We start from the raw sequence: 22149 nt of genomic DNA on the forward strand, positions 1-22149 counted from the left end.
CCTTCAGCGAAGCCAATCTACACCTCATGCCTTCCTACAAACTGTCGAAGGCCGGTCTAAGCGGACTGAGAAAATGTCACCCATGAGAGGAGACATTTTCTTGAAAGGGAAGGAAGCGAGAAGGCTCTACGTGATGGAGCAGGTGCTCCAGGGTAAACTCACGATCGCTCAAGCGGCTCAACTCCTCGGCCTCAGCGAACGCCAGGTTAAGCGCCTCAAGGGAGGCATGAAAGTGGACGCCTTCTGCCGACACGGTGCCGGGCAGTGGTCACCAGGCCCCTTCCCTCGTGCACGTCGCAAAAGAAGAACAGTACGAACCAAAGACCAACCGGCGGAGGGCGGCCACAGGTCCTTGACAGGATGCGGCAACCGCTCTCACCTGCCAGAACGGTCACGCACCGGATCACCGGCACCAGCCCCACCGACGTGAAGGACCACCTCGAACTGGCAAAGAAACACCTCCCTGACCCTGGATGCCGTCGAGAACTACCTCGTCAGCCGGGGCATCAAGGTCAAGGAACCGGCTTCGGGAGGGCCGCTCTTGGTTGCCGCCCGCTCGCCGGCTTCGGCAACAGGCTCTTCTTCCGGGCAATTTCCCGCCCGAGTCCCAGGCCTGAATCTACGAAGGAGGATGCCGCCGTGAGCTCGGGCTGGTTCCTGGTAGTCTTGATTGCCGCTTTCTTGCACGCGGCCTGGAACATGTTGCTCAAGACCGCACGCGGGGGTATGGCCTTCACCATCATCATGCTCACGGCCACGGTGGTCCTGTACCTGCCTGGTTTCCTGATCGTACACGACCTGGGAGGCTTTACCCGCAAAGCCTGGCTATGTGTGGTGGGCAGTGGTGCGGTCCACGGGTTGTACTTTACCCTGCTGTCGATATCGTACAGCCGTGCTCATCTATCCCTCGCTTATCCCGTGGCACGGGGGTCGGGCGCCGCGCTGGCAGCCCTGGGGGGCACCGCAATATTGGGGGAGAGGCCGGATGCCACGGGGTGGACCGGCATAGCAGCGGTCCTGGTCGGGATGGGTGTCCTTTGGGTGTCCGAACATGTGGATGGCCATCTTCGTTCCGTGCCCGGGGCGAGCAGGCGGCGACCACAAGGCATCCCTGGGCTATGGTGGGCACTGGGTACCGGGGTGTCGATCGCCACCTACAGCCTGGTGGACAAGGTGGGCGTGTCCGTCAGCCATCCCTTCGCCTACGTGTACCTGGCGATGGCCTTTGCCGCAGTCATCATCCTGTTTGTCTCCCTCGGTCAGCAGCGGTGTGCGGCGGTAGGAGGAAGAAGCTGGCGAGAGGGACTGGTTTCCGAATGGAACCGCAACGGAACCCGGGCAGTCGCTGCGGGCTTTTTCATGCTCTTCACTTACCTGCTCGTGCTGTTCGCCATGCGGGCTTCCCAGCTTTCCTATGTGGCCCCTCTACGCGAGAGCAGCGTCTTGTTCTCGATGCTGCTCGGGCGCTTGGTGCTGAAAGAACCGATCAGCGCTCACCGTTGGGCAGCCGGGGCGGCCATCTGCCTGGGAGTCGTCTTGCTGGGCCTCGCCCGTTAAACCCGGTCCTCGTTCAGCCAATGCAGCACCCGTTGCCGGTTCGCACAACTCTCATCTCAGAATGACAGCGGCCTGCCTCAGAGTCAGCGCCGCCGAACGGGGCAGGTCCTCATCTACCAGGAGACGCATCATGCGGTCACCCGCACCTGTTCCTGACCCACCACCCTGGCAGCATGCGCGAGTATAGCGAGAACCTCCTCCCGCTCCAATCCGTACTCCTCCTGGATCTCCTCAAAGGTCATCCCTGAAGACACTCGGGCAGGGAAAACAGCTGCGGGCCGGGAACTCAGCAGACCGGGGCCTCGCAGATACTCGATCCGGAGGTAGTGACCATGAAAGTAAGGCCGCTGATACTGGCCGCACTCTTCGCCGCCGTGCTGTCCGCTCTGGCCCGGCTTGCCATCCCCATTCCCTTCTCCCCCGTCCCCGTCACCGGGCAGATGTGCGGGGTATTCCTGGCCGGTGCGGTTCTGGGTAGCCGCCTGGGCAGCTTCTCGGTGCTTGTCTACGTCCTGCTGGGGGCCTTCGGCCTGCCTGTGTTTGCCCAGGGCCGGGCGGGCCCGGGGGTCCTCTTGGGGCCATCCGGCGGCTACCTGGCTGGATTCGTCCTCGGCACCTACGCCTCGGGCAGGGTCCTGGAGAGGCGAGAGCGACCGGGGTACCTCACCACCGCCGCCGCGATGGCCCTCTGCCTGCTGGTTACCTACGGGGCCGGTGTCACCCAGCTGGCCCTGGTGTTGCACCTTCCCCCGGCCAAGGCCCTGGGGGCGGGAGTTCTTCCCTTCCTCCCCCTGGACCTGGCAAAGCTCGCAATTGCCGCCGGGGTGGCCGTGCCGGTACGGCGTTCTCTTGAGGCGGCCCACCTGCTCCCGAGCCGGTCCAGCGGGCGTCGCTGACGAAGGTATGCCAGCATCAGCTGGCCACGTGCCGAACCTCTCCGCCCTCGCCCGTGGCCCTCCCGGCAAGCAGTCTCGCCGATTCTTCCGCGTCGAGCTCCATGATGTGGGGCACGCCGGTCACACGCGCGGCTGCAGCCCGGCGGGCACCTTGGGGTGGAAGTGGGGCTCCTGGACCGCCCCCGGCCCACAGAATCACGGCGCCGCCAGCGGTAGTGCCTCTCGCAGTGCGGCCACGAAGCCGTGGACCGAAGAGGCCGCCTCTTCCGGGGAAGAAGCCGCGGCCACGCGCTGTACCAGGGCGCTCCCCACGACCACCCCATCCGCCCAGCCCGCCACCTCGCGGGCCTGGTCCGGCGACGAAATCCCGAAACCGACCAGCACGGGGAGCGAGGTATACACCCGCACGCGACCCACCAGATCCCGGGCCCGGGCCGAAACTGAATCCCTCGCCCCGGTTACGCCGGTGACGGAGATGCAGTAGACGAAACCGTCGCCGGCCTCCACGGCCATTTTCATCCGCTCATCGGGACTGGTGGGAGCCACGAAGGGGACCAGCGCCACTCCATGGCCCCGCGCCGCCTGCCCGAGATCCGCTGCCTCCTCGGGGGGCAGGTCGGGCACCAGCAACCCCGCTATCCCCGCGGAAGCGGCGTCGCGACAGAACTTGTCGAGCCCGTATTGCAGCACCGGGTTGAAGTATGTCATCACCGCCAGGGGTGTTCCACTTCCCCTCACCCGGCGGGCGATTTCCCAGGTGTCCCGCAGGCGGAACCCGGCCCGCAGGGAACGAACGGCCGCCGCCTGGATCACGCGGCCGTCGGCCAGGGGGTCGGAGTACGGGATGCCGATCTCGACGCAATCCGCCCCGGCCGCCGCAGCGGCCCCCACCACCCGCACCGTCGTCTCCAGGTCAGGGTCACCCGCGGTGAAGTAGGCGGCCAGCGCCTTACCACCGGCAGCGACCCGGCTCCTCATCCGCTCCACCAGCGCGTTATCGCGCACCCTGCCCACCTCCCTGCCGGCGGTAGCTCTCCAGCACCATGGGCACGTCTTTGTCCCCCCGGCCGGACAGGCAGACCACCACCACGTCGTCGGGCTCGAGGCGCCCGGCCAGCTTCTCCAGGTAGGCCACGGCGTGAGCACTTTCCAGGGCCGGGATAATCCCCTCGAGCCGGCTCAGCAGCTCGAATCCCTGCAGGGCCTCCCCGTCGGTGACTGCCACGTACTCCGCCCTTCCCGTCGCCTTGAAGAAGGCGTGCTCGGGTCCCACCCCGGGGTAGTCGAGCCCGGCCGAAACCGAGTGGGCTTCGCGCACCTGGCCGTCTTCATCCTGAAGCAGGTAGCTGTAGGACCCGTGCAGCACCCCCCGCGACCCCGCGGTGAGGCTGGCGCCGTGCCTCCCCGTCTCGATCCCCTCCCCCGCCGCCTCCACCCCCACCATGCGCACGTCATCGGAGTAGAAGGGGTGGAACAGGCCCATGGCGTTGCTGCCGCCCCCCACGCACGCCACCAGATACTCGGGAAGCCTGCCCTCCAGGGCCACGACCTGCTCCCGCACCTCCTGACCTATGACGGACTGGAAGTCCCGCACCATGGCGGGGTAAGGGTGGGGCCCCACCACGGAGCCGATCACGTAGTGCGTGGTTTCCACGTTGGTCACCCAGTCACGGATGGCCTCGTTGATGGCGTCCTTGAGGGTGCGGCTGCCCGTGCCCACCGGTACCACTTCAGAACCCAGCAGGCGCATGCGGAAGACGTTGAGCTCTTGCCGGCGCATGTCTTCTTCCCCCATATAGACGTGGCACTCCAGCCCGAGGAGGGCGGCAGCGGCGGCCGTGGCCACCCCGTGCTGGCCCGCCCCGGTCTCGGCGATGATGCGCCGCTTGCCCATCCACCTGGCCAGCAGGACCTGCCCCAGAGCATTGTTGATCTTGTGGGCCCCCGTGTGGGCCAGGTCTTCCCGCTTCAGGTACACCCTTCCCCGCCCCAGATGCTCCGCAAGCCGGCGCGCCGGGTACAGGGGCGTGGGCCTGCCCACGTACCTCTCCAGGTAGTACCGGAACTCCGCCCCGAAGGCGGCATCGCCCCGGGCGCGCCGGTATGCCCGTTCCAGCTCCTCGAGGGCGGCCATGAGGGTCTCCGGCACGAACCGGCCCCCGAACTCCCCGAACCGGCCCCGCTCATCGGGCCACGGGTACACTGCCATCCCGAACACCTCCCCTGAAGCGCTGCTCCCACTGCCGCACCGCCTGCACGAACCGGTGCATCTTGCCCCGCTCCTTGACGCCCGCCGACTCCACCCCGCTGGACACATCCACCCCGGCGGGGCGCACCCGCTCCAGCGCGGTGCCCACGTTTTCCGGGGTCAGGCCCCCAGCCACGATCACCGGCAAGGGTAACGCCAGGCCTGTGGCCAGGTCCCAATCCCAGGGCACTCCCGTCCCTCCCCGCCCGACCAGAGTGTCCAGGAGCAGGTAGTCGGCCAGGCCGGCCAGGCGCAGGGCGTCCCGGTAACCGTCTTTCCCGCCGGAAAGCGCCGCCGCCACCACCATCTTTACCCGGGGCCGCAGCCGCCGCAGCTCCTCCATCACCGCCTCCCGGTAGGGACCGTGCCACTGCACCGCGTCCAGAGGAACTCCATCCACCAGGGTAAGCAATTCCTCCAGGGACGGGCCCGCCACCACGCCCACCCTGATGACTCCGGGCGGTGCCTCAGCCGCCAGCCGCCGGGCGCGCTCCACCGTCACCGCCCGCCGGCTGGCCGGGTGGAACACCAAGCCCACCCCGTCGGCACCGGCTTCCGCTGCCCACGCCACCTCTTCGGGCCGGGTCAGCCCGCATATCTTCACGAATACCCTCACGTTCTCTCACCTCCCGGTACCCGCACCAGCAAACGAGCGCAACCGGCCCCCCGGGTCGGGTGTGGTGAGCAACGCTTCCCCCACCAGCACCGCCCTGGCTCCCACCCGGGCCAGCCGTTCGACGTCACCACGGTCCCGCACGCCGCTTTCGCCCACCACGGTGACCCCGGGCGGGCACAGGGGAGCCAGTCGCTCGGTCACGGCCAGGTCGGTCCGGAAGGTACGGAGGTCGCGGTTGTTGATGCCCACCAGCTCCGCACCCGCAGCGAGGGCCGCTTCCAGCTCGGCCTCGTCGTGCACCTCCACCAGCACGTCCAGACCCAGCTCCCGGGCCAGCGCGTGCACATCCCCCAGATTCGGCGGCGGGAGCACTGCGGCGATCAGCAGGATGGCGTCAGCCCCCAGGGCTGCCGTCTCGTACACCTGGTACTCGTCGATTACGAAATCCTTCCGCAGCACCGGCAACCCGACTGCCTTTCTCACCCGGGGCAATTCCTCGGGATCCCCCCGGAAGAAGCGGCTCTCGGTGACAACGGACAGGGCGCGGGCCCCGTTTCTCTCGTAGACGAGGGCGAGATCGACGGGCCGGACCGTCCCGCCCATGAGCACCCCCCGGGAGGGCGAAGCCCGCTTGATCTCGGCGATGATGCTCACCCACCCGGAGGGACCCGCCAGCAGGGCCTGCCTGAACCCCCGGGGGCGATCCCGGCAGCGCTCGCTCAGGTCCCGCGAACGCTCGGCCAGATCCCTGATGGCGGGCAGGGGCACGCGCGCTCTCCTGACTTCCACATCTTGCCGGGCCGCCGCCACCAGCAGATCGAGAAACCCTCCCCCGTTCATGGCTCCCCACCCGCGGCCCCATCGGCCGCTTCCGCCGTGAAGCGCTGCAGGGCACCCAGGGTGGCCATCGCCCGGCCGGTATCGATGGCCCGGGCGGCGAGAGAGATTCCCTCCCGCAGGCTGCCCGCCTGACCGCTCGCGTAGAGGGCAGCACCCCCGTTGAGCACCACCACGTCCCGGCGCGGCCCCCTCTCTCCCGAAAGCAGGGCCACGATCATCTCGGCGTTGTCCTGCGGGGTACCTCCAACCAGGTCCCCGCGGCCCGCCCGCGGAAGACCCAGGTCCCTGGCGTCCACCTCATCCACGCGCACGCCCCGCGGTGTCACCTCCGCCACCAGATTGGGACCGGTGGTGGTCAGCTCGTCGAAGCCATCACCGTGCACCACCAGGGCATGCTCGGTGCCCACGAGGGCCAGCACGCGGGCCACCAGCCCGACCAGGGAGGCATCGTATACGCCTAGCAACTGCCGGCGGGCCCCGGCCGGATTGGTCAGCGGTCCCAGCAGATTGAAGATCGTGCGCATCCCCAGCTCCCTGCGGGGACGGGCGGCAAACCTCATGGCCGCGTGGAGCCGGGGAGCATACAGGAACGCGATTCCCACCTCGTCCAGGCAGTACGCCATCTGGCCCGGATCGAGGTCTATCCTGACACCCAGCGCTTCCAGCACGTCGGCGCTCCCGGACCGGCTGGAAACGCCCCGGTTGCCGTGCTTGGCCACGGGCTGGCCCGCCCCCGCCACCACCAGTGCGGCGGCCGTGGATATGTTGAAGCTCCCCCTCCCGTCGCCCCCCGTGCCACAGGTGTCCACCAGCCGCGGGTGCCGGCACACCACCGGGGTCGCCAGCGCCCGCATGGCCCGCGCTGACCCGGCGATCTCGTCCGCCGTTTCCCCTTTCATGCGCAGCGCAGTCAGGTACGCCCCGATCTGAGCTTCCGTCGCGCGGCCCTCCATGATCTCGCGCATGGCCGCCTCCGCTTCCCCAGCGGAAAGGGAAACCCCTTCGACTACCCTATGCAGCGCCTCTTGCAGCATCATTGCATCCCCCTCGCGCTCGCCGCCATCCCGGGCCGTCCCAGAAAGTTGGCCAGGATGGTTTTCCCGGGCCCTGTGAGCACCGATTCGGGATGAAACTGCACCCCTTCCACCGGGTACAGGCGGTGCCTGATCCCCATGACCAGTCCGTCCTGCGTCCAGGCGGTGACTTCCAGATCAGGGGGCAGCCCCGATCGGTCCACGATCAACGAATGGTACCTGGCGGCCTCAAAGGGTACGGGAAGGCCCGTGTACAGGCCGTCCCCCCGGTGCCAGATGGCGGAGACCTTCCCGTGGACGGGCTCCGGAGCCCGGCACACCTTCCCCCCGTATGCTACCGCCACGGCCTGATGGCCCAGGCACACCCCCAGGAGGGGGACGCGCGCCCCCAGGGCCCGCACCAGCGCAATGCTTATGCCCGCTTCCTCCGGCCGGCCCGGGCCGGGCGATATCACGACGGCCTCCGGGCGCATCCCGGCCAGGGTCTGCACATCGACGGCGTCGTTCCGATACACCGTCACCTCGGCCCCCAGCTCGGCCAGATACTGCACCAGGTTGTAGGTAAACGAATCGTAGTTGTCCAGGATCACCACCAAGCCCCCTCACCTCCCTCCCCGTTTCAGCGCCCCAGAGACGTGCCTCCCCCCTGCGGGGCGAGATCCGTCAGCAAAAGCCCTCGCGGGCACACCCGACCCACCGGCCGCCTCCACCGCCAGAAGCAGGGCCCGCGCCTTGGCCAGAGTCTCCTCATACTCACGGTCAGGGTCGGAATCCGCCACGATGCCGGCACCGGCCTGCACCACCACCCTGCCCCTGCGCATCTGGACCGTGCGAATGGTGATGCACATGTCCGCGTTCCCGGAAAAAGCGAAATACCCCACGGCACCGCCGTAGGGGCCGCGCTCGACCGGCTCCAAGTCGCTGATGATTTCCATGGCCCGGACCTTGGGCGCTCCCGTGAGCGTGCCCGCGGGGAAGCAACTCGCCAGCGCAGAGAAAGCGTCGGCATCGGGACACAGCTTCCCCCGCACGGCGGAGACGATGTGCATCACGTGAGAGTACCGCTCGACCGTCATGAACTCGGTGACCCGCACCGTGCCGGGCTGCGACACCCGGCCCACGTCGTTGCGGCCCAGGTCCACCAGCATGACGTGCTCCGCCCGCTCTTTGGGGTCGGACAGCAACTCCCGCGCCAGCACCTCGTCCTCGACAGCATCCCGGCCCCGCAGGCGCGTCCCCGCGATGGGACGAGTTTCCACCCAGCCATCCTCCACCCGCACCAGCATCTCCGGTGACGCCCCCGCCAGCTGCATGTCCCCCAGGTCGAGGAAGAACATGTAAGGGGAAGGGTTGACGGCCCGCAGCACCCGGTAAACGGAAAGGGGGCTTGAGTGGAGGGGAGCCTCCAGGCGCTGGGAAAGCACTACCTGGAAGATTTCCCCCGCCCGGATGTACTCCTTGGCCCGGCGCACCGCCTGGCAGAATTCCTCCCGGCTCAGGTTGCTGCGAAACGAAGTACCGGGGCCGCCCGCCGTCACCGGACTGGCCAGGACGCCGCCTTCCAGAGGGCGGGCCAGGTCGCCTTTGATCTCCTCAATGCGCGCCCTTGCCCTGCGGTAACACGACTCGGCGTCATCACCGGGAAGGGCGTTGACGACGATCCCCAGGGTGTGGCGCAGGTGGTCGAATACCACCACCACTTCCGCCATCACGAACACCGCTTCCGGCCACCCCGCGCTCCCCCCACGCGGCCGGGGCAGCTTCTCCAGCCGGTGGACCCATTCGTACGAAACATAGCCCACCGCTCCCCCGCAAAACCGCGGCAGGATTCCCACCACCCGCAGCCGGTAGCGGGCCATGCGGGAGCGCAGGACAGCCACCGGGTCCCCGCTCAGGCACTCCTCGCCGCCCCGGTGCCGAATCGTCACCGTGTCGCCCTCGCCCCTCACCTCCCAGAAAGGGTCCAGTCCCAGGAACGAGTAACGTCCCACATGCTCGCCCCCTTCGGCGCTTTCCAGCAAGAAGACGGGCCTGTGCCGGGCCAGCTTTAGCAGCGCCGACACCGGGGTTTCCACATCCGCCACCACCTCCTCCCATACCGGAATCACCACCTCCCCCGCCTCGCCATCCGCCCCGCGTGCCAGTCGCACGAACTCTTCCCGCGACGGCCTCGCCACACTCCCACCTCCCCAGTACTGCCCTCCATCTGCTACCCGGGAACGCCGCCGACCCCGAGGCACCCCGATTGCACGACCCAACAGCCCGTCCCACAAAGCAAAGGGCCCCCGCCGCTGGGACGAGGGCCTTTCCCCCGTGGTACCACCCAACTGGGGTCCCCCGGCCCGCGAAACAAAAAACCTTTCGCCCTGGGGCGAAAGGTCGTTCCGCGGTGCCACCCAAGTGAGGAATCCCCACTCTGCCGGTACGGGCTGCCAGGCAGCCGATACCGCTTCCCGCTAACGGGGGAAATCCGGCCACCCATACTGGAGGCACGGCCTCGTTGGGGCGGCGGCTCCGGGGCCCATTCCCCGCATCGGCTCCGGCCGGGCTCTCACCTCACCCCGGCTCTCTGGGCGGCGACTGGTGCGGGTACTCCTCCCCTTCTTCGCCTCTTGCTTGACTCATACTTTAGCGGCCAGAACACCGTCTGTCAAGCACGCTGGGTCGGCGCTCTGACCTGTCCAAGGGTAGCACCTGCCAGGGAGAACCTGCCCCGACGGCGGCCGACTGCCTCACAGGAAGCGCAGCGCGCGCACGGGATCGATGCGGGACGCGTGCCGGGCAGGGAAACAGGCGCTGGCGACGGCCACGGCGAGGGTCCCCAGCCAGGCCAGAAGCCCCAGGAGGGGATGCCAGCCCACCGGTGGCGACGCCGGGTCCAATGCGGGAAGCAGCAGGCGGGCAAGGGATATCCCGGCTCCGTAACCCACCACGGCCGCCCCGCTCCCCAGCATCAGCACCTCAACCAGGATGATCTCCAACACATCCCGCTGCCCGTACCCCAGGGTCCGCAGGACCCCCACTTCCCTGGTCCGGTCTCGCACACTGGCAGCCTCCGTGGCACCCACCAGCAGACAGCCTGTCATGGCGGCCAGGACCGCCACCAGCGGCACCATCGATCTGATCTGCCCGAGGATGGCCAGGCGAGCCTCTCCCTCAGTGCGTATGGGAGTAATCTCTACGCCTGGCAGGAGCGCCTTCAGGCGGGCCACCGGGTCCGCCCCGGGGGCGGACCGTAGTTCCACGAAAGTCAGGCCCGCGGGCCGGCTCACGCGACGGCGTAATTCGGCCAGCGAAAGGAAAAGGACGCCGTCCTCTTCCTTGCCCGTCTCCTCCAGGACTCCCGCCACCCAATAGGCCCTGCCAGACAGCCGGACGTGCCCTCCAGGGCCCGTTCCCCACAGATCGGCCAGATGGGAGCCCAGCAGGATCTCGTCCTCCCGTTCGGGATATCTCCCCCGGACCTGCCAGTAAGTTCTCATCCTCCGCTCCGCTTCCCAGTCGACACCCACGGCCAGGGTCTCATCGCCCGCCGGTCCCGGTATCAGTTCCAGCAGCTTGGGAGCCACCACATCGATGCCGCCCGCCTGCTCCACCCTGGCAACAGTGTCGGTGGGGAGGTCCTCCGCCCGGTAGCTGAGGCCCGGTCCCACCGGGAAGCCCGCGTAAGTGAAGTCCCATTCCTGGCGCGGGGCCGAAATCACCACCCTGAGGGCACCGGCATGCAACTCTTCCCCCAGCTCGCCCTCCATGGTGCGAGTGATGGCCAGGAGCCCCACCACCGTGGCCACGCCGGCCGCCAGGCCCAGGAGTAAGAGCAGGCTCAGGCCCGGCCGGCGTCGCAGATGACATAGGGCGAGAGCGGTTCGGGTCATGGCGACCCCGTCCCCCCGGCCAGGGCACCATCTCGCATGGAAAGGACCCTGCCGGCGTAACGCAGGTTCTCCGGATTATGGGTCACCATCACGACGGATACGCCGTCTCCGTTCAGCGCCGCAAAGAGATCCAGGACCTGGGCCCCCGTGCGCGAGTCGAGGGCGCCGGTTGGTTCGTCGGCCAGCACCACGGCCGGCCCGTTGACGACGGCCCGGGCAATGGCCACCCGCTGCTGCTCGCCCCCGGACAGTTGATGGGGCAGGCGGTGACGCCTGTCGACCAGTCCCACCCTGGCCAGAGCCTCCTCCGCAATCTCCCGCTGGCGCTTCCGGGGCACGGCCCCCGCCACCAGGGGGAGCATCACGTTCTGCAAGGCGGTGAGATAGGGGATGAGTTGAAACTCCTGGAAGACGAAGCCCACGTACTCGTTGCGGAAGCGGGCCAGCCTTTCCGGATGTAGCCGGTAAATGTCCATACCATCGACCACCAGGCGCCCGGATGTAGGCGGGTTGAGACCGCCGAGGACTCCGAGGAGAGTGCTCTTGCCGGAACCCGACGGCCCCGTCACCCCCACGAACTCCCCCGGCCTGACCTCCAGCGAGACATGGCCGAGGGCGACCACGGGCCCGTCCCCGCTGGGATACTCCTTGCGCAGGTTCTCCGCCCGGATCAGGCTCTCCACCCCGGTCAGGCTTTCCGCCCGCGTCAGGACGTCCACCCCGGTCAGGTTGTGCGCTCGCATCATGCTCATGCCGCCCATACCCCCTGCCTGCGCTCTTCTCACAGGAAGCGTAACGCTCTTACCGGATCCACACGGGCGCCCTGCCAGGCGGGTACAGTGCACGCCAGCAGGGCCATCACCACCGCACCCACCACTCCCCCTGCCAGGAGCAGGGGACTCGCGGAGACCGGCTGGTTCACCCAGGCCAGGGACGGTCCCATGAGACGGGCCACCGCGCCACCCAGAACGGCACCCGTAGCCCCTCCCGCCAGACCGACCAACCCCGCTTCCAGGTAGAAGAGAGCCAGCACCTGACGCTGCCCAAAACCCAGGGCGCGCATGATGCCGATTTGCCTGGTTCTCTCCTTCGCCGCGCCCAGCACCGCCAGGGCCACCGCCAGAAAACCGAGTCCTGCTGCGGTCGCGGCCAGCGCCAGGGCGAGACGGCCGAAGCGGTCCACCACTGCGCGGCGGGCCGCCACTGCCTCCTTGATGGCACTCACCTGCGCGTCCGGAATCTTCTCCGCAACCTGCCTCACGATCTCGTCAATGGGGCAGCTGTTACACAGGGCGGCCACCTCGAGGAGGCTGACCCGGCCCGCTCTGCCGCTGAGTTCCTGCAGGACCCCCAGGTCCATCCAGACCGCCCGGTCTTCGTCGGAGCCCACGGGATCGATCACCCCTGCGACCCGGAACGCCCGGCCCGCCAGATAGACGGTGTCACCCACGTCCTTTTGCCACCGCTCCGCCACCCGCGCCCCCAGCAACACCTGGTCCGGAGCCAGGGACAGCACGGGATAGGCAGGAGCGTAGCCCGCGTCCCGATCGGGAGTATGGCCGGCGGAGGGAGCCTGGCTGCCGGGCATCGCGCGAACCACCCTTATCCTCCACCACTTCTTCAGCCGCAGCTCGGCCCCAAAGCGCACGCCCACGGCCAGGGCCGGTCCCTCGGGGCTCCGGACCACGGCCAGGAGCTTGGGTGCCACCACCGCGATGCTGTCCCGGTTTCTGATGGAACGCACCGCCTCCGTGCTGCCTTCCACCAGGTACTGCTCCCTGACCGCCGCGGCGGGCAGGGCAACTCCGGCGTAGCTGAACCGCCTCCCGGCCCGGGGAAGGACCAGGATGTTGGCCCCTATCCGGTCAAACGCGTCCCCGACCGCCCTTCGCATGGCTCCCGTAAGGGCGAACATAGCCGTCACCGTGGCCACGCCCACCGCTATGACCAGGACCAGGAAGGCCGCCCTCCCCGCGGTGCGACGCAGGTTGCCCCAGGCGATATCAGCCAGGCTCAACCACCCCACCTCCTACCCGCCGGCCCTGCCCGCTTGTGCCGGGCTGGCAGCCCCGGGCGCGAGATCTCCTGCCACCCGCCGCACCGTGGGCGGCAGATCTCCTGCCACCGGCCGTAGCACGGCGAGGAGAGCTGCAGCCGCCCGCCGTAGCAACGGCTAGTCGATCTCCTGCCACTGGCCGTAGCGGTAAATGTAGCTCTCGACCAGCCGCCCGTCCTTGTAAACGTCGGCCTGCAGGTGACAGCCGAAATCTCTCACCTGCACCCGGACCGGTCCCGTGTCCCCCGTTTGCTCGCGGTACACCTCCAGGGCAGCCTGCTCCAGGGCCTTCAGATCCGGCCCGGACCCGCCGGCCCAGGCGGCCCCGCTCCGACCCCAGAAGCCGCAACCGCCCGGCCCACCGGCGCAGCACCCGAAACCCGTCCCCCCGCGGCCCCAGAAACCGCCCCCGCCCGGTCCGGCGGAGGGTGCGGCGTCACCTGCACCCGTCCCCCGGACCAGAGGCGCAAAGGCACCTCCATATGCGGCAGCGACGCCGCGCAGCCCGGCTGCCGCCACCCCGCCCCAACTACGGAACCCCACCATTAGCGCCACCGCGAGGACCAGTGCGACAATGAGCACCGGTCCGGCCCGCCGCCCGGTAAGGTAGCCTCCTGGCATCCCCGTCCCTCTCCTTTCTAGATCCTGGGTTTCCAGGATCGCAGCTCCTGTTCATCGAGGATAAGTCTGCCGCCATCCACCCGGTAGTTGACTTGATCAGGCGGGAACAGCAGGCACCCTCCGGACACTCCTTTGAGATCCTCCAGTCGCCACTGGGTACCGCAGACGTTGCACACCAGGCGGTCTCCCCGGATGTGGAAACTGGTACCGCTGCAGGGCTCACAGAAGGAAACCGCCGCCACCACCCGGCCCGATGGAGCCACGAACACGGTTACGGGGAGGTAGTCGAAGCTGCTCCCGTTGGGCAACCTGACGGGCTGGTCCGGAATCTTGAACCACACCATCCCCTTCTCCTCGACGGTTGGCAGGTCAACGTATATCTTGCCGTCGCGGAACTCCGGCACGATCTCCGTCTGCCCAGTGCTCACGCCCGGGTCGTACCTCCGGGGCGCAAGCCGGTAGGACTCTCCCTGGGCTGCCCGGCCGGGGGTATCCCGGTTACCCGCCATGAGGATACCCGCCAGCAGGATCCCCACCAGCGCCGCCGCCCCCCCGAGCACGGAGATGGCAGGGAACCGGCGGCGCTGCCCGCCTGGACCACCCAACACCCTGGCCTTCTTGTCGGCGTTCGTGCTCACCTGTGCCACCCTCCTACAGCGCGTAGTAGATTGGGGCATAAAAGAGACCGTCAGCACAGCGGGACCAGAATCGCTCCCGTGAGCAGCCACACGGCCAGCACGACCCAGCGCGCCCTGCTGCCTTCCTCCACGGGCGATAGTCCCCCCAGCAACCGCTCGGCCCTACGTTGCACCTCTCCGGCGCCCGTGAGAGGCGTGAAGTTGTCCAGGGCCAGCTGCCACCAGCCTCCGGCAGCACCCAGCCGGTAGCTCTTGAGGAGGGCGGCTGCCAGGGCCAGGGGCCTGCCGGTGACGCGGGCAGATACGGCGTCGGCCATCACTTCCGTCTCGGCCTGCAGCCGTCGGGACACCAGAGGAGAGAACCCGGTGAACAACAGGATGTCCCGCAGCGTGGCGGCCAACCACTTCTTCCAGTGGTCGCCGGCCCTCACGTGAGCCAGCTCATGGGCCAGCACCGCCTCCAGCTCTTCATCGTCGAGCCCGTCCGCCAGGGGCCGGGAAAGCACCACCACCGGCCGGAGGATGCCTGCGGTGAACGCCTGCGAGACGGGACGCGGTACCACCATCACCGCCGGCGGCCTCATGCCCATGCCCTCGGCCACAGCCCTCAGCGCCAGGGCCACCCTGCTCTCATCGGGCTCGGGCCCGAAACGGTGCCAGAGGCGGCCAATCAGTACCGCTCCCGCGATGGCCTTGCCCAGCCCCGCCACCAGGAACACCGCGAATAAGGGCGCCAGCAACTGAGCGAGCACGGTGCCCGCCCAGCACAACCAGCCCAGGAAGACGCCTGCGGACCGGTGCCCTCCCAACACCGGGACCCAGCACTCGACCCGCCAGCGCCACGTCCAGGAGGCAGCGTACAGGACGAAGGGCACCGCCAGAGGAGCCCACCACGCCCCGCGCCGGACACCAGAGGACAGCCCCGGTAGCCTCGTCACCAGCGCGGCCAGGGCCGTGCCCACGAGGATCCCGAAGAAAGCGTAAACAATGAACGGGTGCAGGTAGCTCATCCTCGCGTCTGTTCCTCCGACCCTCGCGGTTCCGCCGCTCCCTGGCTCGACCGTGGCGACCCGGGCTCTGCTGAGCGCCGCCGCCTGATGACCTCTTCCAGCTCCCTCAACCTGGCTTCATCCTCGGTACCGAGCCTTTCTACCAGGTGGGACAGGACCGGCCGGGCGAACTCTTCCAACAGGCCGTCCAGCACCGTCCTGGCCACCTTATCCCTGAACTCCTCCCTGCTCAGGGCGGGCCGGTAAACGTAGTAGTTCCGTTCCTGCTCTCTCTCCAGGAGACCCTTCTGCGCCAGGCGGGTCATGGTGGTCATCACAGTGGTGTAGGCGAGGGGCCGCCTGCCGGCGAGATGCCGATGCACGTCCCGCACGGTGACCCGGCGCAGGCGCCAGGTTACTTCCATGACGTCGGTCTCCAGGTCTCCCAGGACCTTGGTCAGCCCCGTTTCCCGGGGACGAAACTCGAAGGGAATGTCCCCCGCCATCCTCCCACCCCCTGCGGGTGCATTATACACTCCGCATCTACTACAGTCAATCGTAGTTGCTGACCACTCACCCACCGCAGTCCCGCAAGCCGGGTGCTACAGGGAGCCCTCGGAGCCGGCCATCCCCAGCAGAAGGGTGCCCCAGAGCATGCGGAATGCCTCCAGGTAGGTGGGGGCGGACACGGCTACGGTCTTGGCGGAGGCCTTCTTCACCTGCGGGAACAGGGTGGCGCTGGTGACCGCCGCCGAGGTCTTGAAATCCACCTGGAACTCCACCTGCCCGCTCACCACGAAGGGTCTGACCGTGCCCCGGCCCGCCACCGCCCGGGCAGCGGCATCGCGAATGAGTTCCCGCGTGCGGGCGGGAGGCAGGCTGGCGCCGCTGAGCCGGTCGATCCCCGTCTTCACCGGCACCACCTCGATATCCCCCAGCAGGGAGCTGGCCTCCCGGCAGACCGCTTCGTCACCGGTGACCAGCACCACGGGAACGCCAAAAGCGCCGGCGATGCCGGCACTGATGGCCGTCTCACCTACGGGCTGGCCGTTGAGTCTCACTTCGTTGACCAGGCGGCCGAGCAGGGTGTGATTGAGGACGCCGCCGTCGGTGCCTTCGCGGGAATGGTATGCCACCAGGAAGGCACAGGCGAAGGAATCGTCGATTCCCTCCATCTGCAGGAGTTGCTTGTTCACGCCCGCGACCAGCCGCGCCCGGGGGTCGAGTTCCTCGATCAGGATGTTGATCATGTTCCCGTGGGCGTCGTTGACCACCACCTCGGTGACGCCCGCCTGGCAGGCCCCTTCGACGGCAGCGTTGACGTCGCCGGTGAGCAGCTTACGCATGCGCTGGTACTCGGCATGGGAGCTGTCGGTGTGGGGACGCACCACCACTCCCGTAGCGCCCTCCATGTCCGCGGAGATGTAGACTTTCATCCCGAGAACCTCCTTCACACAGTCGGCGGGCCAGGCGCTCTCACCGGGCGAGGACCCGGCCGGGACGAGCATCACGCTGCCCGCCCTCCTCCACCACCACCTGACCATTCACCAGCACCCACCTGATCCCCTTCGGGTAGCGCCGGGGCTCCAGGTAGTCGCCCCCTTCGTCCACGGTGGCGGGGTCGAAGGCCACCAGGTCGGCATATGCGCCTTCCCGGATCACACCCCGGTCATCCAGGCCCAGGGCGCGGGCGGGGCGGGAGGTGATGCGGGCGACCCCCTCTTCCAGCGAAGGTCCCGCGTAACGGCGCAGGTACCTGGGGAACACCCCGTACGTATTGGGGTGAGGCAGGAAATACGGGGGATGACGGACCTCCCAGCGGTCGTCGAAGATGAAGCTGTCGCTGCAGGCCATGGAGCGGGGGTGGCTGAAGAATACGGGGAGGGCTTCCTCCCGGCCCAGCATCCCCATGCGCGCCCGGGTACGCGGATACCGCTGCACCAGGTCGAACAGGGTGGCCAGGGAGTCGCCCGTCCCCTCGCGGGCGATGGCCGCCAGGCTCCTCCTCTCCAGAGAGGTATCCTCGCACCGCAGGATCACGACGGCCTCCGCCCAGCGGGGATCCCCGCGCGGGTTGAGGGAGTACCACTTCCCCGCCTCGACGAACTCGCGCACCTCCGCCTGGTAGTCCGGGGCAGCCAGGAGATCCCCCAGGCGCTCGGGGGAACCGGCATCGCGCAGCCAGGGCGAAAGCAGCGACACCAGATAGGGGGCGATCACCACTCCTCCGTCCACGTTGGGGATGACGTCAAAGGACACGTCCACCCCCTGGCGGAGTCCTTCGTCCAGTATCTCCAGGGTGGCCTCGGCCGCCGCCTTCAGCAGAGAGGCAGGCGGATCGGGGAAGATCCGGTATGCCGGAAGCAGGTGGGAAACCTGCACCCTCACCCCCGCCTGGCGTCCGATTTCCACCGCCTCCTTCAGCCCCCGCGCCAGGGCGGGCTCGGGAGTCCCCTTGCGGATGCCCGTCCGCCGCCAGTGCGTGGCATATATGCCCCCGAACCCGGGCAGCACCCGGGCCAGTTCTACGATTTCGGAGGTCTCCGCGTACCCACCGGGTTCGTAGTCCAGGCCGGTGGACATGCCCCGGGCTCCCTCCTCCAGGGCCCGCCGGAGGAGATCGCGCATGGCGGAGATTTCCTCGGGCCGGGCGGGCCGAGCGTAGTCGGTGCCCATCACGATGGTGCGCAGGGCATTGTGCCCCACCAGGGGGACGTAGTTCACGGCCGGGCGGGCCGCCTCCACCCGGGCCAGGAAGTCCCCGAAGGAGCGCCAGTCGATGTCCAGGTCGTGTTTCTCGGCCGCCTTGCGGCGCACCGCTTCCAGCGGTCGCATGGTGGGCTCGTAATACTTATAGGGGGCCACCTCGTGCCACCAGTCGAACTCCCAGAACGAGAGCACCCACTGGTCGCCCAACGGGGCGGGCGAAAAGCCGCAGTTGCCCCCCGCGAAGGTGGTGATGCCCTGTCGCACCGCACTGGGGGCACCGGGGTAGAGGAGCAGGGTCTCGTCCCCGTGGGAGTGGATGTCGATGAAGCCGGGAGAAACCACCAGCCCGGCCGCATCCAGCACCCGGGCGGCCTCCACTCCCTCGGGCAGGGGCGGCGGGCCTACCGCGGCGATGCGGTCACCCCGCAACCCCACCCATCCCCGGAATCCCGGGCTGCCGGTTCCGTCTACCACCAGGCCGTCAGAAACGATGAGGTCGAAACGGCTCATACTCTCTCCTCCCATACCGTTCCTGTCATCGCCCGAGCTACCGGGGGCAAGGCCCGTCCCGGCCACCGCAGGCCGATCACACTTTCAGGCGGGGGTCGAGCAGGTCGCGCAGCCCATCCCCGAACAGGTTGATACCCAGCACCGCCACCACGATGGCGATGCCGGGGAAGATATACAGCCACCAGGCCAGGCCCAGCCACTGCCTGCCCGCGTTGATCATGGCCCCCCACTCCGGCTGGGGAGGCTGGGCACCCAGCCCCAGGAAGGAAAGCGCCGCCCCCATCAGGATGGCGCTGGCAAAGTGGAGGGTGGCCAGCACGATGATGGTGCTCCCTATGTTGGGCAGGACGTGCCGCCCCAGGATGCGCGGGCTGGCGGCACCGGCCGCCGAGGCTGCTTCCACGAACTCTTTCTCCCGCAGGGGGAGAACGGCGCTGTGCACCACCCGGGCGAACCCGGGCACCATGGAAAGCACCACCGCCAGCATGGCGTTGCGGAGGGACGGCCCCAGTACGGCCACGATGACGATGGCAAAGAGCATGGTGGGGAAGGCCAGCCAGAGGTCGACCACCCGCGCGATGAAGGTGCCCAGGCCGGGGAAATAGCCCCAGAGAACCCCGGCCAGCGTGCCCAGCAGCACGGTGAGCACGGTGGCCGCAAGGCCCATGGTGAGGGAAATGCGTGAGCCCCACACGATGCGGCTGAACACGTCCCGGCCGAACTCGTCGGTCCCGCACAGGTGCTCCAGGGAAGGAGGCTGAAGACGCTGCTCCACGCGCATGTCGACCGGTCCGTAGGGGGCAATGTGAGGGGCCAGGATGGCGCACGCCACCACCGCCAGCACCATGAGTGCGCCCGCGATCATCCCTCTGTTGTGCCCGGCGATGCGTCGCAGCCTGCGCATGTCAGGCCTTCACCCGGGGATCCAGGGCCCCGTAGAGGAGATCTACCACCAGGTTCACCAGCACGAAGGTGGCCGCCACCACCAGTACCCCTCCCTGCACCACCGGGAAGTCACGGGTGAGGATACCCTGCACCACGTAGGAGCCGACGCCGGGCAGGGCGAACACCGTCTCGGTCACGATGGCACCTCCCAGCAGGTACCCCAGATCCAGCCCCACCATGGTCACCACCGGGATGAGGACGTTCTTGAGGGCATGCCGGTACAGCACCGCCCGCTCGGACAGACCCTTGGAGCGGGCGGTGCGCACGTAATCCTGCCCCAGAACCTCCAGCAGGCTGGAGCGGGTAACCCGGGCGATGTAGGCGGCCGAGAGGATGCCCAGCGTGAATGCCGGAAGCACCAGGTGATACGGTCCCCCATACCCGCTGATGGGGAACCATCCCAGCAGGAAGCCGAACAGCCACATGAGGGCCAGCGCCAGCCAGAACGAGGGCAGGGACATCCCCAGCACCGCCACCGAGGTGGTGAGGTAGTCGAGGGCGCTGCCCCGGCGCACCGCCGCCAGGATGCCCGCCGTCACCCCCAGCACGGTCTCGATGAGCAGAGCATAGATGGCCAGCTGCATGGTGACCCGGTATCGCTGGAGCAGTTCCCGGGCCACCGGGATCCCGGTGAGGAGCGAACGACCCAGGTCCCCGTGGCCGAGATGAAGGAAGAACCGGGCCAGCTGCAGGTGTAGGGGAAGATCCAGGCCCAGTCCGTGGCGCAGGGCAGCAACAGCCTCAGGAGTAGCCCGCTCGCCCAGCATCCGTTGCACCGGGTCACCCGGCACCATGTGGATCATCAAGAACACCACTATGGATATGCCGACCAGGACCAGGAATCCCTGCCAGAGACGCCGGGCGACGTACTGGTAACGCAGACCCGTTCTACCTCCCCCGCCCCGGGGAGGGGCTCCGGCCGCAGTGACGGGGACGCCTCAGGACGCCCCCGCCCGCCCCGGCCGGAGCCCCAGCCGGATGCAGTCTCATTTCTCGATGGAGATGTCGTTGTACAGGATGCCCACGAAGGGGTTGTAGCGCAGGTCCTTCACCGAGGTGCGGGCCGCCACGAAGCCCTTCCGCACCACCAGGGGCACCCAGGGGGCGCCGTCCAGGATCAGGTTCTGGGCCTGCTCGTAGTACTGGGCGCGCTGGGCGGGATCCACCGTGGTGCGTCCCTTCATCAGCAGGTCGTCCAGCTCGTCCGTACCCCAGTGCATGCGCACGCGCCCGCTGTCCTTGTGGAACAGGAAGTACAGGATATCGGGGTCGGTCCACCCGTACATCCACAGGATGGACTGGTGCAAGCCTTTGGGCGTGCCGTCCCGGATGGCGGCGTCCTCCATTACCTGGATGTTCACCTTGCCGCCCGCGGCGGCGACCTGCTTCTGGATGAGCTGAGCTGCCCTCTGGTCCACGGGGTCGTTGGTGATCCACAGCGAGAACTCCAGGGCCTTGCCGTCCTTCTCTACGATGCCGTCCCCGTTGCTGTCCTTCCAGCCGTCTTCGGCCAGCACCTGCTTCGCCCGCGCGGGATTGTAGCCATATTCGGTCTTCGCCTGTTCCTCCAGGGTCTTGGAGTGGCCGGGCAGGTGGTGAGGCAGAGCGGTGTAGACGGGAGTGGCCAGCCCGTCATAGCCCACCTGGGCGATCTCGTCCCGGTTAATGGCCAGGTTCATGGCCTGGCGCACCTTCACGTCATCGAAGGGCCACTTCTGGCAGTTGAAGCCCAGGTAGCGGATGCCGTTCTCGGGGAATTCCACCAGCTGGATATCCTTGTCCTGCTTGAGCTTGGCTACCTGCTGCGGGGGAACGGTGAGCAAGAGGTCGATGTTGCCCTTCTCGAGCTCCAGGATGCGGGTGGCCTCGTCCGGTATGATCCGGAACACCAGCTTATCCACCTTGGGAGCACCCTGGTTCTTCGCGAACGGGGGAGCCCACCCGTAGTCGGGATTCTTCTCGAAGACGATCTCCGACCCGCGGGTGTGAGAGACGAACTTGAAGGGTCCCGCCCCCACCGGATGCTGGCCGTAGTCCTCCCCCTGTTTCTTGATGGCTGTGGGAGACATGAAGGAGGCGAAGGTCAGAGCGAAGGTGGTCCACAGGGAGACGTCCACCTGGGAGCAGGTAAGCTGCACGGTGCGTTCGTCCAGCACCTTGATGTCGCTGATGGAACCGACCATCTCCCGGTTGAGCCCCTTGGGGTCGTCCCGCATGCGCTCCAGGCGGAACTTCACCGCCTCGGCGTCCAGCTTGGTGCCGTCCTGGAACTTCAGGCCGGGCTTGAGCTTGAACGTGATCACCTTGCCGTCAGGCGACACGTCCCACGACTCAGCCATGTTGGGTACGAACTTGCCGTCGAAATCCATCGACACCAAACCGTAGTCGTAAAGCACCATGAACGGGTCCTCAATCCAGGTGGTGCGATCGATATCGAAGGTGGCAGGGTCGTTGACGATGCCCACCCTGAGCACCTTCTGCTGTTGCGCCGGCTGGCCGCCACAACCGGCCAGCACCAGGCCGACTGCCAGCGCCGCCACCAGCGCAACCATGGCAACCCTCTTCATCTGCGTTGTGTCCTCCTTCCGGGCCGCGACTCCCGAATTCCCTCTGAC

The 22149-nt window shown here is 68.0% G+C and carries 21 protein-coding genes; 2 read left to right on the top strand and 19 right to left on the bottom strand.

The features are described 5' to 3' along the window. Positions 1 to 639: 639 nt before the first annotated feature. Both QME70_03420 and QME70_03425 read left to right on the top strand, forming a co-directional pair. Positions 640 to 1557 (top strand): DMT family transporter, encoded by a 918-nt coding sequence (locus QME70_03420; protein MDI6893658.1) that lies wholly within the window; start codon positions 640 to 642, stop codon positions 1555 to 1557. 332 nt (positions 1558 to 1889) lie between these two features. Next, positions 1890 to 2453 (top strand): biotin transporter BioY, encoded by a 564-nt coding sequence (locus QME70_03425; GenBank protein ID MDI6893659.1) that lies wholly within the window; start codon positions 1890 to 1892, stop codon positions 2451 to 2453. A 195-nt stretch (positions 2454 to 2648) separates the two neighbouring features. On the opposite strand, the gene trpA is transcribed toward QME70_03425, so the two are convergent. From trpA to QME70_03520, 19 genes are all read right to left on the bottom strand, one after another. Continuing rightward, positions 2649 to 3458 carry a tryptophan synthase subunit alpha gene (gene trpA, locus QME70_03430; GenBank protein ID MDI6893660.1) on the bottom strand — a complete coding sequence of 270 codons (810 nt, stop codon included), beginning with the start codon at positions 3456 to 3458 and terminating at the stop codon, positions 2649 to 2651. Further along, positions 3448 to 4662, bottom strand: a complete 1215-nt coding sequence (gene trpB / locus QME70_03435; protein MDI6893661.1) for a tryptophan synthase subunit beta — start codon at positions 4660 to 4662, stop codon at positions 3448 to 3450. The genes trpA and trpB overlap by 11 nt, the downstream gene beginning before the upstream one ends. Then, entirely contained in the window at positions 4637 to 5317 is a 681-nt protein-coding gene (locus tag QME70_03440) for a phosphoribosylanthranilate isomerase (protein MDI6893662.1), read from the bottom strand. The genes trpB and QME70_03440 overlap by 26 nt, the downstream gene beginning before the upstream one ends. 6 nt (positions 5318 to 5323) lie before the next feature. Next, the gene (gene trpC / locus QME70_03445; GenBank protein MDI6893663.1) at positions 5324 to 6157 is read right to left on the bottom strand and encodes an indole-3-glycerol phosphate synthase TrpC; all 834 of its coding nucleotides are present in this window, start codon (positions 6155 to 6157) and stop codon (positions 5324 to 5326) included. Next, positions 6154 to 7191, bottom strand: a complete 1038-nt coding sequence (trpD, locus tag QME70_03450; protein ID MDI6893664.1) for an anthranilate phosphoribosyltransferase — start codon at positions 7189 to 7191, stop codon at positions 6154 to 6156. Before trpD ends, trpC begins: the two co-directional genes overlap by 4 nt. After that, positions 7191 to 7787, bottom strand: coding sequence for an aminodeoxychorismate/anthranilate synthase component II (locus QME70_03455; GenBank protein ID MDI6893665.1), 597 nt, complete (start codon positions 7785 to 7787; stop codon positions 7191 to 7193). Before QME70_03455 ends, trpD begins: the two co-directional genes overlap by 1 nt. Positions 7788 to 7793: 6 nt before the next feature. Then, positions 7794 to 9368 (bottom strand): anthranilate synthase component I, encoded by a 1575-nt coding sequence (trpE, locus tag QME70_03460; GenBank protein ID MDI6893666.1) that lies wholly within the window; start codon positions 9366 to 9368, stop codon positions 7794 to 7796. A gap of 555 nt (positions 9369 to 9923) precedes the next feature. Next, positions 9924 to 11066: an ABC transporter permease gene (locus QME70_03465; GenBank protein MDI6893667.1), complete on the bottom strand. Its 1143-nt coding sequence runs from the start codon at positions 11064 to 11066 to the stop codon at positions 9924 to 9926. Next, complete coding sequence (locus QME70_03470; GenBank protein ID MDI6893668.1) at positions 11063 to 11818, bottom strand: ABC transporter ATP-binding protein; 756 nt, start codon at positions 11816 to 11818, stop codon at positions 11063 to 11065. Before QME70_03470 ends, QME70_03465 begins: the two co-directional genes overlap by 4 nt. Before the next feature lie 29 nt (positions 11819 to 11847). Next, positions 11848 to 13083, bottom strand: a complete 1236-nt coding sequence (locus QME70_03475) for an ABC transporter permease (GenBank protein ID MDI6893669.1) — start codon at positions 13081 to 13083, stop codon at positions 11848 to 11850. A gap of 156 nt (positions 13084 to 13239) precedes the next feature. Then, entirely contained in the window at positions 13240 to 13743 is a 504-nt protein-coding gene (locus QME70_03480; GenBank protein ID MDI6893670.1) for a hypothetical protein, read from the bottom strand. A gap of 17 nt (positions 13744 to 13760) precedes the next feature. Continuing rightward, positions 13761 to 14381 carry a Fe-S-containing protein gene (locus QME70_03485; protein MDI6893671.1) on the bottom strand — a complete coding sequence of 207 codons (621 nt, stop codon included), beginning with the start codon at positions 14379 to 14381 and terminating at the stop codon, positions 13761 to 13763. A 50-nt stretch (positions 14382 to 14431) separates the two neighbouring features. Continuing rightward, positions 14432 to 15391 (bottom strand): M56 family metallopeptidase, encoded by a 960-nt coding sequence (locus tag QME70_03490; GenBank protein MDI6893672.1) that lies wholly within the window; start codon positions 15389 to 15391, stop codon positions 14432 to 14434. Then, the gene (locus QME70_03495; protein ID MDI6893673.1) at positions 15388 to 15876 is read right to left on the bottom strand and encodes a BlaI/MecI/CopY family transcriptional regulator; all 489 of its coding nucleotides are present in this window, start codon (positions 15874 to 15876) and stop codon (positions 15388 to 15390) included. The genes QME70_03490 and QME70_03495 overlap by 4 nt, the downstream gene beginning before the upstream one ends. A gap of 96 nt (positions 15877 to 15972) precedes the next feature. Further along, on the bottom strand, positions 15973 to 16806 hold the full coding sequence (locus QME70_03500; protein MDI6893674.1) for a M55 family metallopeptidase: 834 nt from the start codon (positions 16804 to 16806) through the stop codon (positions 15973 to 15975). Between the two features lie 40 nt (positions 16807 to 16846). Continuing rightward, positions 16847 to 18589, bottom strand: coding sequence for an amidohydrolase family protein (locus tag QME70_03505; GenBank protein MDI6893675.1), 1743 nt, complete (start codon positions 18587 to 18589; stop codon positions 16847 to 16849). Between the two features lie 76 nt (positions 18590 to 18665). Next, entirely contained in the window at positions 18666 to 19493 is an 828-nt protein-coding gene (locus QME70_03510) for an ABC transporter permease (GenBank protein MDI6893676.1), read from the bottom strand. A gap of 1 nt (position 19494) precedes the next feature. Further along, positions 19495 to 20415 (bottom strand): ABC transporter permease, encoded by a 921-nt coding sequence (locus QME70_03515; protein MDI6893677.1) that lies wholly within the window; start codon positions 20413 to 20415, stop codon positions 19495 to 19497. A 105-nt stretch (positions 20416 to 20520) separates the two neighbouring features. Beyond that, a complete protein-coding gene (locus tag QME70_03520) occupies positions 20521 to 22101 on the bottom strand; it encodes an ABC transporter substrate-binding protein (protein MDI6893678.1) in 1581 nt (526 codons plus the stop codon). Positions 22102 to 22149 lie beyond the last annotated feature (48 nt).

The organism is Bacillota bacterium, assembly GCA_030019365.1.
In the GTDB taxonomy this organism is placed as follows: Bacteria; Bacillota; Sulfobacillia; order JACIYH01; family JACIYH01; genus JACIYH01.